Origin of the sequence: Microbacterium jejuense (genome assembly GCF_019511665.1) — a bacterium.
GTDB classification, from domain to species: domain Bacteria; phylum Actinomycetota; class Actinomycetes; order Actinomycetales; family Microbacteriaceae; genus Microbacterium; species Microbacterium jejuense_A.
In genome coordinates this window covers 134,836-147,312 of the sequence record NZ_JAEUAW010000011.1, presented here as the reverse complement: position 1 = coordinate 147,312, position 12,477 = coordinate 134,836, and the positions used below count along the sequence as shown (strand labels likewise).

General features: G+C 70.6%; 13 protein-coding genes. 6 read left to right on the top strand and 7 right to left on the bottom strand.

The features are described 5' to 3' along the window. Positions 1-460, top strand: a 460-nt coding sequence (locus tag JNB62_RS14425; RefSeq protein WP_374451006.1) for a hypothetical protein, incomplete at its 5' end; no start/stop codon positions are given. Positions 461-470: 10 nt separating this feature from the next. Here JNB62_RS14425 and JNB62_RS14420 read toward each other — a convergent pair. Together JNB62_RS14420 and JNB62_RS14415 are read right to left on the bottom strand one after the other, a co-directional pair. After that, complete coding sequence (locus JNB62_RS14420) at positions 471-1,727, bottom strand: glycosyltransferase family 4 protein (protein WP_220301584.1); 1,257 nt, start codon at positions 1,725-1,727, stop codon at positions 471-473. Positions 1,728-1,732: 5 nt separating this feature from the next. Then, complete coding sequence (locus JNB62_RS14415; RefSeq protein ID WP_220301583.1) at positions 1,733-2,944, bottom strand: glycosyltransferase; 1,212 nt, start codon at positions 2,942-2,944, stop codon at positions 1,733-1,735. A 126-nt stretch (positions 2,945-3,070) separates the two neighbouring features. Here JNB62_RS14415 and JNB62_RS14410 point away from each other — a divergent pair, with 126 nt between their 5' ends. The 4 genes from JNB62_RS14410 to JNB62_RS14395 are packed head-to-tail and all read left to right on the top strand — an operon-like array spanning position 3,071 to position 6,750. After that, positions 3,071-3,688: a hypothetical protein gene (locus tag JNB62_RS14410; protein WP_220301582.1), complete on the top strand. Its 618-nt coding sequence runs from the start codon at positions 3,071-3,073 to the stop codon at positions 3,686-3,688. A gap of 46 nt (positions 3,689-3,734) precedes the next feature. Then, positions 3,735-4,847, top strand: a complete 1,113-nt coding sequence (locus JNB62_RS14405; protein WP_308291816.1) for an AI-2E family transporter — start codon at positions 3,735-3,737, stop codon at positions 4,845-4,847. Continuing rightward, the gene (locus tag JNB62_RS14400; RefSeq protein WP_220301581.1) at positions 4,844-5,974 is read left to right on the top strand and encodes a DUF998 domain-containing protein; all 1,131 of its coding nucleotides are present in this window, start codon (positions 4,844-4,846) and stop codon (positions 5,972-5,974) included. Before JNB62_RS14405 ends, JNB62_RS14400 begins: the two co-directional genes overlap by 4 nt. Positions 5,975-5,976: 2 nt before the next feature. Then, a complete protein-coding gene (locus JNB62_RS14395) occupies positions 5,977-6,750 on the top strand; it encodes a potassium channel family protein (protein WP_220301580.1) in 774 nt (257 codons plus the stop codon). A 21-nt stretch (positions 6,751-6,771) separates the two neighbouring features. On the opposite strand, the gene JNB62_RS14390 is transcribed toward JNB62_RS14395, so the two are convergent. From JNB62_RS14390 to cls, 5 genes are all read right to left on the bottom strand, one after another. Next, positions 6,772-7,779, bottom strand: a complete 1,008-nt coding sequence (locus JNB62_RS14390) for a TIGR00341 family protein (protein WP_220301579.1) — start codon at positions 7,777-7,779, stop codon at positions 6,772-6,774. A gap of 112 nt (positions 7,780-7,891) precedes the next feature. Beyond that, entirely contained in the window at positions 7,892-8,254 is a 363-nt protein-coding gene (locus JNB62_RS14385; protein ID WP_220301578.1) for an SHOCT domain-containing protein, read from the bottom strand. An 11-nt stretch (positions 8,255-8,265) separates the two neighbouring features. After that, the gene (locus JNB62_RS14380) at positions 8,266-8,682 is read right to left on the bottom strand and encodes a DUF6325 family protein (protein ID WP_220301577.1); all 417 of its coding nucleotides are present in this window, start codon (positions 8,680-8,682) and stop codon (positions 8,266-8,268) included. Positions 8,683-8,707: 25 nt separating this feature from the next. After that, entirely contained in the window at positions 8,708-9,091 is a 384-nt protein-coding gene (locus JNB62_RS14375; RefSeq protein WP_220301576.1) for an SHOCT domain-containing protein, read from the bottom strand. A gap of 190 nt (positions 9,092-9,281) precedes the next feature. Continuing rightward, positions 9,282-10,748, bottom strand: coding sequence for a cardiolipin synthase (gene cls, locus JNB62_RS14370; RefSeq protein ID WP_220301575.1), 1,467 nt, complete (start codon positions 10,746-10,748; stop codon positions 9,282-9,284). A 47-nt stretch (positions 10,749-10,795) separates the two neighbouring features. Here cls and JNB62_RS14365 point away from each other — a divergent pair, with 47 nt between their 5' ends. Then, on the top strand, positions 10,796-12,439 hold the full coding sequence (locus tag JNB62_RS14365; protein ID WP_220301574.1) for a SulP family inorganic anion transporter: 1,644 nt from the start codon (positions 10,796-10,798) through the stop codon (positions 12,437-12,439). The last annotated feature ends 38 nt before the right edge of the window (positions 12,440-12,477 follow it).

The window sequence follows — 12,477 nt, the reverse complement described above, 5'->3', positions numbered from 1 at the left end:
CCCGAACACGCCTCCCCTCCCCGACCCCTCGGCGCTTCCGCCGCAGGGCCAGGCGTTCACCGCCGACCCCGCCGCGGCGGGCGCGCCCGTGGACCCCGGCACGCCGGCGTACCCCGGTGCGCTCCTCCCCGCTCCCGACCGCCCCAAGAACACGATCGGCCTCGTCGCCCTCATCGTCGCGGTCGCGACACTCGTGCTGTCGACGGTGACCCTCATCACTCAGGCCGTCATGATGATGCAGCCGGACTACGACTACGCGCTCATCAACCTGGTGACGACGGTGTTCACGAGCCTCGGCGGTCTGCTCTCGCTGGCCGCGGTCGTGCTCGGCGCGATCGGGCTCGCCAAGCGCGGGGCGCCGAAGGGCGCGGCCGGCGTCGGGCTGGGCATCGGCATCGCCACCGTGTGGGCGATCCTCGGCAACCTGATCTTCAGCGCGCTCGTGAGCCTCGTGTACTGACCCCGGCGCCTCAGCGCGACACGCGCTCGTAGACCTCCACCATCGCCGCGGTCCGCGACGACTGCCGGAACCGCTCCCGCACCGTCGGGTCGGGCGTGCGGGGCGTTCCGGCGGAGATATCGGATGCCGCCGCCCGCAGCGCCTCGGCGAGCGCGGCGATCGACGGATCGGGGTGCCTGCCGTCGCCGACCGGCCAGAAGCCGCCGCCGAGCTCCTGCGCGAGATCGGGGTCGCTCACGATCGCGGGGGTGCCGAGCGAGGCCGCCTCGAAGATCGTCATGCCCTGCGTCTCGAAGCCGATCGACGTCTGGACGACCGCGTCGGCGGCGGCGATGCGGCGGAGCGTCTCGGCATAGGACAGGCGCCCCGCGAACGTCACGGTCGCCCGCGGTGCGAGTCTGTCGACCAGACGCCGCGCCGCGCGGAGCTGGCCACCGCCGCCGATGACCTCGACCTCGGCCTCGACGCCCGACAGCGCGACGGCCTCCAGGAACGGCAGCAGCCGCTTCTCGGGACTCATGCGCCCGAGCCACACGAAGCGCGGCCGACCGGGTGCGCGCTCCGCCGGAGCGGCGGCGAGCGCGGCCGCGAGCAGGTCGTCGTCGATGCCGTTCCAGATCACGTCGACCTCGGGTCGCACTCGGCCCGTCCGCGGGACCACCCCCGCCGTCGCGCCGTGCGCCTCGAGGCGGCGGGCGAAGTGCGACGATGGCGCGGTCACGGCCGAGGCGCCGGTCGCGAGGCCGCGGAGGTACGCCCAGCCGTCCCACCCGATCGGCCGCACCCCCAGCGCTCGCCGCTGCCACGCGTTGAGCACGCGCAGCACGAGCTTCGGGAACGGCGCCGTCGCCTCGATGCCGACGTCCACGCGGTTGTGCATCGTGTGGACGACGGGCAGGCCGTGCCGCTTCGCGAACCGGTGGCCGATGAACGCGCCCCAGAAGTCCGCCTGCACGTGCACCACATCGACGGGCGGGCGACCGGTGTCGTCGAGCAGGCGCCGGAGGGCGGCATCCACTCGTCGATCCGTGCGCGCACCCGGCCACGTCAGGGAGTACTCGCGGTCGAACGTGATGGGGACCGACGGCAGGTCGAGGTAGGAGGGATCGGAGGCCGTGGCGGACGACCGGGAGCGGCGGTGCATCGCCGGCGCGACGATCGTCACGGTGTGCCCCGCCTTCTCGAGGAAGCGGCGCTGCAGGCGCATCGAGACCTGGGCCCCGCCCAGCGTCTCGGCATGCTGGTCGCCGAACATCACGACGTGCACGATGCCTACTCTGGCAGCGGCTCGTCGCGGTACAGGGCCTCGAAGGTGTCGAGCGTGCGCTGGATGTCGTGCACCTTGACGCCGTCCAGCGAGGCCTGCTGCATGCGCACACGCTCGTCCTGCGGCAGCGTGAGCACCGTGGTGAGCTTGGCGGCGAGGTCGTCCACGTCGCCCGGGCGGAACAGGTACCCGTTCTCGCCGTCGTGCACGAGGTGCGGCAGGGCGACCGCGTCGGCCGCGACGACCGGCAGCCCCGACGCCATGGCCTCCATCGTGGCGATCGACTGCAGCTCGGCGATCGAGGCGATCACGAACGCGCTCGCGTTCGTCAGCAGCGAGCGGATCTCTTCGTCGCTGGTGTGACCGTGGAAGTGCACGCGCTCCGACAGGCCGAGCTCGGCGGTGAGGTTCTCGAGGTTGCGGCGCTGGTCGCCGCTGCCGACGATGTCGAAGCGCACGTCGAGCGCGGGGTCGAGCAGCGCGATCGCGCGCAGCACGACGTCGATCTGCTTCTCGGTGGTGAGGCGGCCCACGAACACCAGACGGTTGCCGTCGCGCGGCTGCAGGTCGGGCGTGTAGTTGCGCGCATCGATGCCGCAGCTGATCGGGATGACGCCCTCGATGTCGATCGTCGACTCCAAGAAGTCCGCGGCCCTGCGCGTCGGCGTCGTGACGGCGCGGGTGAGGTCGAAGGTGCGCTTGGCGTCCGCCCACGCGAGCTTGACGAAGATGCGGTCGAGCCAGTCGGGCAGGGTCGTGAAGTCGAGGATGTTCTCGGCCATCACGTGATTGGTCGCGATGACCGGGATGCCGCGCTTGTGCGCCTCTCGCGACAGGCCGCGCCCGATCACGATGTGCGACTGGATGTGCACGACGTCCGGACGCACCTCGTCGAGCGCGCGGCGCGCGTAGTGCTTCGACATCCACGGCAGCACGAACGTCAGCCAGTCGTGCGGCAGGAAGCGCCAGGCGGGGAGCCGATGCATCGTCATCGGCTCGCCCTCGATCTCTTCGGTGAACGTGCCGTGCTGGCGGTGCGTCTTGCTGGGCGCCAGCACGTGGACGTCGTGTCCGCGCGCGACGAGACCCGCCGCGAGGCGCTCGGCGAACCGTGCGGCGCCGTTGACGTGCGGCAGGAACGTGTCGGCGCCGATCAGGATCGTCAGCGGGCGCGCGTCAGCGGCGTGGTCATCGTCGGGCGTCGCAGGATCGGTCACGGATCAGGGGGCCTTCTGTGCGGCGGACGTGCATCGGGGGGATGGTCGATGCGCGGCATCCACCTTACTCGACACGGTCCCGGCGACCCTCAGGAACGCGCCAGAGTCCGCCCGTACGCTGGGGACATGTCCCGACTGCAGGCCGACGCCGACCCGAACCTGTGGGTCCCCGTGACCGAGTCCTTCGGCCTGCGCGGCCGCCGGCACCGCAAGGCGGCGATCCGGATGCTGCTGACCCAGGCGAACGGCGCCCTCGGCGCCTCGACGGGCTCCGCGACCGGCGGCCCGCGCCCGGGCAGCGGTGTGGCCGCGTGGGCGATGAGCCAGGCCGCGCCGTTCCTCATGCGCAAGGCGGCGGGCCGCGTGCTCGTGTGGGTCTGGAAGTCGGATCCCGAGCTCGTGGTGGTGATGGCCCAGATCCAGCAGGCGACCAACGACCTGCGGGCCGCCCGGGCCATGATGCCCATGGAGTACGACGACACCGAGTCGTTCCGCAATCCGTACCTGGGCGTCGGAGAGAAGCTCGAGATGGCGCTGCCGACCGACCCGCGCACGCCCCCGTTCGCCACCTACACGTGGGACACCGGATCGCATTTCGTCACGGTCACCGCGGTGTCCTCCGACCGCGAGCGCTTCGGCACGGTGATCGGCAGCATCGACGACGTGGCCCGCACGCTGCGCGTGGTCGACGACGTCGCGATCGGCGAGGCCCCGGGCGTGCTGCGCATCGACCCCAAGAACTGACACGGCGCAACCGGCCGCGCGCGCCCGGCGCCGCTAGCCTGGGCACGTGAAGCGTGAGACACCGCCCGCCGCGCCTGCTGCGCCCGTGCTGTCGCCGAGCCTGCGCGTGCTGCTGACGCTCGCCGCAGCCGCGGTGGTGCTGGCCGGGGTGTACGTCGCCCGCGGCGTGTTCGGCCCCCTCGCGCTCGCGATCGTGCTCGTGATCATCTGCGAACCGGCCCGCCGCCCGCTGCAGCGGCTCGGCTGGCCGCGCTGGGCCGGCACCACGGCGGTCATCGTCGTCGCGTACCTGGTGCTGCTGGGCATGGCGGCGCTGCTGTGGGTCGCGGGCACCCAGTTCGCCGGGCTCGTGGCCGACTACGCCGACAAGCTGCGCGGCAGCGCGGACGACGTGATCGCGTGGCTGCAGTCCGTCGGGCTCGACCAGCAGGCAGCGGATGCCACGGCCTCGGCTCTGGACCCGAAGGCGATCCTCGAACTGGTGTCGAGCCTCGGCGGCACGGTCGTCAGCATCGCCACCGCGCTGTTCTTCGTGTTCGCGTACGTCATCTTCATGGCCGCGGACGCCGCGCGCTACGGCGAGGCCGAGCGCGTGTTCGGCGCCGAACGCCGGCCCGTCATCCGTCGAGCCCGCAGCTTCAACACCGGCGTCCGCCGCTACTACGTCGTCAACGCCAGCTTCGGCGCCATCGTCGCGATCATCGACGGCCTCGCCCTGTGGGCGCTGGGCGTGCCGGCGCCGGTCACGTGGGCGATCCTCGCGTTCGTCACCAACTTCATCCCCAACATCGGCTTCGTGATCGGCCTGATCCCGCCCGCCGTGCTCGCCTTCGTCGTCGGCGGCTGGCCGATGCTCCTCGCCGTCATCGCGATCTACTGCGTCGTCAACGTCGTGCTGCAGGTTCTCGTGCAGCCGAAGTTCGTCAGCGACGCCGTCGACCTCAGCCTCACGCTGAGCTTCTTCTCGGTGATCTTCTGGACCTTCGTCATCGGTCCGCTCGGCGCCATCCTGTCGATCCCGCTGACGCTGTTCGTCCGCGCCCTCGTGCTCGAGGGCGATCCCGGATCCACGTGGCTGCGGTGGCTCTCGGGCGACCGCGGCGCGACCCCGCAGGCGGCCGCGCGGTCCGTCGCGCAGAGCGCAGGGAGGCGGCCATGACGCAGACCCCGATCGAGAAGGTGGATGCCGGCGGCCCGGCGGCCTCGGCGCAGACCGCCGCGCAGCCGCGGACCCCCGGCGAGACCCGGCGGGCGGCTGCGGCAACGCGCCTGCTCGACTCGTCCACCGAACGCGGCCTGGAGTCCCTGGCGCTCGGCGTCGGCGCGATCGCGTTCGTCGTCGCGGCGCTGGTGGCGCTCATCGTCTTCCGGCTGCAGTCGGCGCCGATCGCCGGCCCGGGCTCGATCGGGCAGTACGCGGCCATCGCCTCCGGCGTCGCCGCGCTGCTCGCGGTCGTCGCCGGGCGGTTCGTGCTGCGGCAGGGCGGCCGCCGCAGCGCACCGCTGCGCTTCCTCGACTACGTCGACATCGCCGCGCTCGCCTTCGCGCACGCCGTGATCGCCGTGCTGGGCTGGACGCTGCTCGCCGTGATCCTCGAGCAGTCGTTCCTGGGGGCCGAGGTGTTCGCCCTCCCCGTCCTGGTGCTCGCCGGCGCCGCCGCCGCCCTGAGCGCGTACATCGCGTTCTATTCGGCCACGCACATGGACCTGCAGCTGCTGGCCGTCGTCCTGGCCGTCTTCCTCGTGCTCGGCGTCGTCGCCAGCATGATGACGGCGAGCGACGCCGACTGGTGGAAGGACAACCTCAGCGCCCTCGGCATGTCGTCGAACGCGTCGTCGTGGGCGTTCAACATCACCATCATCGTGGCCGGCGTGCTGGTGACGACGCTCGCGCGCTACGCGACGCGCGGCGTCCCCACGGCGGACGAGCGCGGCATGCGGTGGGTGCGCACCCTCCTCGTCGTCGTCGGCGTGTTCCTCGCCTGCGTCGGCATCTTCCACGTCGACGACTTCTTCCTGGTCCACAACACCGTGGCGACCGGCATGGTGGTCGCGTACGCGGCACTGGTGATCATGCTGCCGCGCTGGATTCCCGGGATGCCGCGCGCCTTCTTCGCGGTCGGCTGGGTGTTCCTGGCGGTCACGGTGGTGCTCGGCATCTTCTTCGCCGTCGGGTACTACACCCTGACGGCCGTGGAGCTGGTCGCCGGCATCCTGATCTTCTCGTGGATCGTGCTGTTCATCCGCAACGCGGCGGCACTCGAGCAGGACGCGCGCGAGGCCTGAGCATGGACGAGCAGACGTGGCATCGGCGCACCGAGGTGCCGCTGATGATCGCGGGCTTCGCGTACCTCGTCGCCTTCTCGTGGCGCGTCATCGCCGATCTGCAGGGGCCGCAGCGCGTGGCCGCCGACCTCATCATCCTGATCACGTGGGCGATGTTCATCGGCGACTACCTGGTGCGGCTGCTCCTGGCGAAGCAGCGGTGGATCTGGTTCCGCACGCACCTGCTCGCGCTGGTCTTCGCGCTCATCCCGGTGCTGCGCCTGGTGCGGCTGTTGAGGGTGCTCACGAAGCTGCCCGGCATGAAGCCGACGCGCGGGGCGCTGCTGCGCACGCAGATCATCGTGTACGGGGCGGGGGCGTCGGTGCTGCTCGTGTTCGTCGCCTCGCTCGCCGTGCTGGAGGCCGAGCGCCACGCGCCCGACGCCGACATCACGACGTTCGGGATCGCCCTGTGGTGGTCGTGCGTGACCGTCACCACGACGGGGTTCGGGGACTACACGCCGGTGACGGTGGCCGGGCGCGTCATCGGCGTCGGGCTCATGCTCGGCGGGGTGGCACTGGCCGGTGTCATCACGGCGACGCTCGCGTCGTGGGTCGTCGAGCGAGGGACCCGCAACAACGACGCCGAGGAGCCCGCCACCCGCGCCCAGGTGCGCGAGCTCATGGCGCGCATCGACGAGCTGTCGTCGCGCCTTCCCGGCGACGGCGCGGGAGGGGCAGGCGGACAGACCGGCACCGCCCCGCCGGGCCCCTCGTCGCCGAGCGATCAGCGGTGACCGCTGCCGGTCGCGGTGCGGTCACTGCACGGTGATCTCGACGCCCTGCTCGGCATCCACGACGACACCGACGAACGACGGGATCACGCTCGCAAGGGATTCCCGCAATTCGTCGACCGGCGGCGTGGTCCCGTCGCTGGTGCTGACGGCGACCGTTGCGGTCGCCCCCGACCATGTGACGCCCGACACGATGGCGCGGTCGTCGTCCGACACCCACTCGGTCACGGCCTGCTGGATCCCCACGCCCCATCGGGCGAGGGCGACGGAGACGACCGAGTTGAACGCGAGCGGGATGGCGACGATCACCGTGAGCACCGCCACGATGACGTACGCCCGGCGGCGGTTGGCGACCTTGGACGATCCCGGGTCGCGCGCGTACCCCGCCAGCGTGAAGACGATGCTCCCGGCGATGACGAGCGCGAAGACGTTCGACAGGAACAGCCACAGGGCGCCCAGGGCGTCCATCCAGAGCCCCTGACCGGCGCACACGCCGACCACGCCGAGTGGAGGCACGAGCGAGATCGCGATCGCGACGCCCGGAAGCACCGCGCTGAGATCCCGGCGGCACATGGCGAATCCGCCGGCGAAGCCCGTGGCGAGCGCTGCGACGAGATCCATGAAGCTCGGCGACGTCCTCCCGAGCACCTGCGAGTTGGTCTCGAGGCTCTCGGGGGTCGCCACGAACACCGAGAAGGCGAGGCCCAGGAGGATCACCAGGCCGAGACCGGTCAGCACCCACAGGATCGACCGCACCACGAGGCTCAGGTGCCCCCTGACGATGCCGAGGGCAATACCGAGGATGGGCGTTCCAAGCGGAGCGATGATCATCGCGCCGATGACGGTCGCGGTCGAGTCGGTGAGGACGCCGGCGATCGCAACGATGGCCGACAGCACCAGCATGATGAGGAACCCGCTGCGCTTTCCGGCCCGGTCGCCGGAGCCGAGGTCGAGTGCCTCGGTCACCTCCGCGGCGGTCTGCCGCTGCGTCGGCGGGATGAGGTTCCGCAGCACGTTCGAGGGCGTGGTCATGCGCACATCATGGCGCAAGATGCGCCCGCCGCCCCGGAGCCATTCGGATGCGTCCCCGCGACGAAGGCCGCACCCGAGGGTGCGGCCTTCGTGAACGGCATGGACGGAGAGGTCAAGCGAGCAGCTTGGCCTTCGCGGCGGCGAACTCGTCGTCAGAGAGGATCCCCTGCGCGTGCAGCTGGGCCAGCTGCGTGAGCTTCGCCATGAGGTCGTCTCCGCCGCCGGCCGACGCCGCCGCAGCGGGCGCGGGCGCGGGCGCGGCGTACTGGGCGTTCTGGACGGCCTGCGCCGCAGCGGCATCCATGGCGGCCTGCTGCTGCTGAGCCTCGTAGGCCTGCTCCTCCTGCCGTTCGTACGCCTTCCGCTGCTGGTGACCGGCGACCGCGCCCGAGACGGCCGTCGCCGTCCCCGCCACGACGGCGGTGCGAGCGGCCATGCCGATCAGGCCGGGACGGCCGAATCTTCCGAGTGGCATGTCTTCCTCCTTCAGTCGGCGTTCTCAGCGAGGAACGCGTTGACGATGGGCGCCGGCACGCCTTCGCGGGCGATGACGGCGCCGCCGGCCTCGTACAGCCGGGATGCGAACGCCTTCGCCCAGAGCAGCTCGATCACGAGGATCGCCGCCGATGTGCCGGGCTCGAGGCCGTCGGCGAGAGCGAGGATGTCCTCCTCGCCGGCGAGACCCTCGAGGTCGAGAGTCGGAACATCGCTCTCGAGGGTGTCCGACAGCTCCAGGATCTCCAGCTCGCCCTCGGGCGAACGCCGCACGAACACGAGGTCAAGGACGTTCACGGTGCCCGCGGCGACGAGGTCGTCGATGGCCTGCAGCACAGCCGGGCCCGGGCGGTCGCCTTCGAACCCGATCGCGTAGAACTCGATGGGTCCGTAGTCGAAGTCAGTCATGTCTTCTCCGTTCCGATCAGGGCTCTCAGGCCGAGAGCGCCTTCGCCTTCAGTGAGTCGAACTCGGCCTGCGTGATCGTGCCTGCGTCGAGCAGGGCCTTGGCCTTGGCGACCTCGTCGGCCGGGCTGGTCGCGGTTCCCGCCGTCTGGCGGATGTAGTCCTGCTGCGCGGCCTGCAGCGCCTGCGCCTGCGCGATCGAGCGTTCCTGCATGCCCTTGCCGCGTGCGATCAGGTACACGAGCGCGGTGAGGAACGGCACGAAGATCAGGAAGAGGATCCACACGGCCTTCCACCACCCGTTCAGCTTGTCGTCGCGGAACAGGTCGCCGATGATCGAGAAGATCACCATCAGGTAGGCGACGAAGACGAAGATCCAGAAGATCCAGGCGAGAAGGTCCCAGAAACCCATAAGCGGTACGCCAATCTGTCGGACGGACTCCACAGCCCGTCACTGCAACGAAGAGAACAGCGCGACACGCCGTTCTTGCCGCGAGACTACTCCCAACGGGTCGCGCAGGGCATCACGCGAAATCAGCGATGTTCGCGACGCGACGAGCGTTCCCGATCCCGTCACCGGCCGTTCGGTTGCAGCCGGCGGGTCAGTTCAGCGCGGAGGTGAGGCGGGCGACGCCGTCGAGGAACGTGGCCTTCGCGGGCTCGCGGCGCCACTCGTCGAGGGTGAGCTCGCGGCCGGCGTCGCGGTAGGCCTGCTCGACCTCGCGCATCTGGGCGACGAAGGACTCCCCGCGGACGAGCATCGAGATCTCCATGTTGAGGCTGAACGAGCGGATGTCCATGTTGCTCGACCCGATGACGGCGATGTCGTCGTCGATGGAGAAGTGCTTGGAGTGCAGGATGAACGGCGCCGGGTACAGGAAGATGCGCACGCCGGCCTCCAGCAGCGCGTCGTAGTACGAGCGCTGCGCGTGGTAGACCATGCCCTGGTCGCCGATCTCGGACACGAACAGCTGCACCTCGAGTCCCCGCTGGCACGCCGTGGTGATCGCGTAGACCATGGCCTCGTCCGGCACGAAGTACGGGCTCGTGAGGATCACGCGCTCGGTCGCGCCGTGGATGAGCGACAGGAACAGGCGCAGGTTGTTCTCGGTCTCGTAGGCCGGGCCGCTCGGCACGAGCTGGCAGACGAGGTCTCCGGCCGGCGCGAGCTGCGCAGCCGGCACCTGCTCGTCGTCGAGCATGACGCCGGTCTCGACGAGCCAGTCAGACAGGAAGACGGTGTCGATCTCGGCGACGGCGGGGCCCTCGACCCGCGCCACGAGCTCCTGCCACTTGAGGCCGCGCTTGAGGTTCTTCGGCGTGTTGTAGCTGCGGTCGATGAGGTTCTGCGAGCCGACGAACGCGGTGCGCCCGTCGACGACGACGATCTTGCGGTGGTTGCGCAGGTCGGGCCGCTGGTACTTGCCCTGGAACGGCTGCACCGGCAGCATCCACGACCAGATGACGCCGATGCGGTCGAGCTCTGCGAACGTCTTCTTCTGGTCGACGGCCTTGCGCGAGGCGACGTGGTCAGCGAGCAGGCGCACGGTGACGCCGCGCTTGACCGCGTTCTCCATCGCGGTGAAGAAGACTTCGGTCGTCTTGTCCCACGAGACGATGAAGAACTCGACGTGGACGTACTTCTGGGCGGTGTCGATCTCTGCCGCCATGGCGGTGATGGATGCCTCGTAGTCGCCGATCAGGTCGGCCCGGTTCCCGCCGACCGGCGGAAGGCTCGTGAGCTTCTCGTTCTGCTCGGTGACGCGCGTGAACCAGACCGGCCACGACGACGGATCGGCCTTCTCGTCCGCGACAGCGGCCACCCGGTCTCGGATGATCCCGTCGATGCGGGCCTGCTCGGCGCGGCGCTTCTTCGGCAGCCTGACGTTGCCGATGAGGAGGAACAGCACGATGCCGACGACCGGCAGCAGGAAGATGAGCAGCAGCCACGACATCGCCGCGGTGGGCTTGCGGCCCTTCGGGATGACGATGAGGGCGGTGATGTTGACGGCCAGCACGACGAGCGCGCCGATCGTCCAGCCGAGGTTGGCGAAGAAACCGGAGTCCACGTGAGCAGTGTGCCGTATGAGGGCACGATCCCGGTACATTCGCGACTGTGACCTCCACCGCCACCGCGTCCCGACGACCCCCGTGGCTGCTGCCCACCTTCGCCGGCTACCGCCGCGAGTGGCTCATGCCCGACATCGTCGGCGGCCTGTCGGCGGGCGCGGTCGTGGTGCCTCAGGCGATGGCCTACGCGACGATCGCGAACCTGCCGGTGCAGGTCGGCCTGTACACCTGCATCCTGCCGATGCTCGTGTACGCGCTGCTCGGAGGCAGCCGGGCCATGAGCGTGTCGACCACGTCCACGATCGCGACGCTCACCGCGACGACGCTCGTCTCGGCGGGGGTCGCCACGGGCGCCGACGACCCCGACGCGGCACTCGGGTCGCTCGTGCTCCTGACGCTGATGGTCGGCGCGATCCTGCTGCTCGCCTGGGTGCTGAGGCTCGGCTCGCTCGTCGAGAACATCAGCGGCGCCACCGTGCTCGGCCTCAAGATCGGCGTCGGCGCGACGGTCGCAGTCGGCCAGCTGCCGAAGCTGCTCGGCGAGACCGGCGACGTGTCGGGCGAGGGCTTCATCAGCTCGCTCGTGGCGGTCGGCAAGGCATTCGACAGCGTCAACTGGCCGACGGTGGCGCTGTCGGCCGGGTCGATCCTCGTGCTCGTGCTGCTCAAGCGCTTCGCGCCGAAGGTCCCGGGGACGCTCATCGTGGTCGTCGGCGGGATCCTGCTGAGCGCGTTCACCGGGATGACCGCCGCCGGGGTGGCGCTCATCGACCCGGTACCGTCGGGCTTCCCGCTCCCGTCGCTTCCCGATCTCGCGCACCTGCCCGAGCTGGTGCCCGGCGCGCTCGCGATCGCCGTCATGGCGTTCCTGGAGTCCGCGGCCGTCGCCCGCGGCATCCGCAAGGTGACCGAGCCGCAGGTCGACAGCAACCAGGAGCTCTTCGCGACCGGCGCCGCCAACGTCGTCGGCTCGTTCTTCACGACCATGCCGGCGGCGGGCGGCTTCTCGCAGAGCGCGGTCAACCAGAACGCCGGGGCGAAGACGCAGCTGTCGACGATCGTCACCGTGGTGCTCGCCATCCTGGTCGCACTCTTCCTCGGTCCCTTGCTGAGCCTGCTGCCCCAGGCGACGCTCGCCGCCATGGTGTTCGTCGCCGTCATCGGACTCATCAACATCCCCGAGCTCGTGCGCTGGGCGCGCATCAGCCGGATCGACTTCTGGATCGCGCTCGTCGTCGCGCTGATCGGTCTCTCGGCGGGCCTGCTGCCCGCCGTCGCCGTCGGCGTCGTCATGACGCTCATCCTCGTCCTGCGTGAGGTGAACATCCCCAAGCTCGACGTGACGGGCCGCGTGGGTGACGCGCTCGCCGTGCACCTCGGGCGCGGTCTGTACACGGCCAACGCCGCAGAGAACGCGCGGGCGATCATCGCCCTTGCGACGAGCCAGGCTCCGCCCGTCGACGCACTCGTGCTCGACGTCGAGCGGCTCGACATCGTCACCGTCACGATCCTCGACGCGCTCGAGGACCTCGACCGCGAGCTGACGCAGCTCGGCATCGTGCTGCATCTGGCCCGCCTCCCCGAGAAGGCCGCAGCCGTAGCCCGCAAGATCCCGTGGTTCGAAGGGCTGGAGCGGGCCGGGCGCGTGCACACGACCGTCGACGGCGGCCTGGCCGCCGCCTCGGCCTGAACACCCGTCAGAAAAGCGAAGGGATGCCGGCGGCCGCG

What these genes read in the sequence shown, in the direction of transcription:
- JNB62_RS14400 (WP_220301581.1), top strand. Translation starts at nt 4,844, where the DNA reads ATGACGCAGACCCCGATCGAGAAGGTGGATGCCGGCGGCCCGGCGGCC.
- JNB62_RS14380 (WP_220301577.1), bottom strand. Translation starts at nt 8,682, where the DNA reads ATGACTGACTTCGACTACGGACCCATCGAGTTCTACGCGATCGGGTTC.
- JNB62_RS14410 (WP_220301582.1), top strand. Translation starts at nt 3,071, where the DNA reads ATGTCCCGACTGCAGGCCGACGCCGACCCGAACCTGTGGGTCCCCGTG.
- JNB62_RS14385 (WP_220301578.1), bottom strand. Translation starts at nt 8,254, where the DNA reads ATGCCACTCGGAAGATTCGGCCGTCCCGGCCTGATCGGCATGGCCGCT.
- JNB62_RS14395 (WP_220301580.1), top strand. Translation starts at nt 5,977, where the DNA reads ATGGACGAGCAGACGTGGCATCGGCGCACCGAGGTGCCGCTGATGATC.
- JNB62_RS14375 (WP_220301576.1), bottom strand. Translation starts at nt 9,091, where the DNA reads ATGGGTTTCTGGGACCTTCTCGCCTGGATCTTCTGGATCTTCGTCTTC.
- JNB62_RS14390 (WP_220301579.1), bottom strand. Translation starts at nt 7,779, where the DNA reads ATGACCACGCCCTCGAACGTGCTGCGGAACCTCATCCCGCCGACGCAG.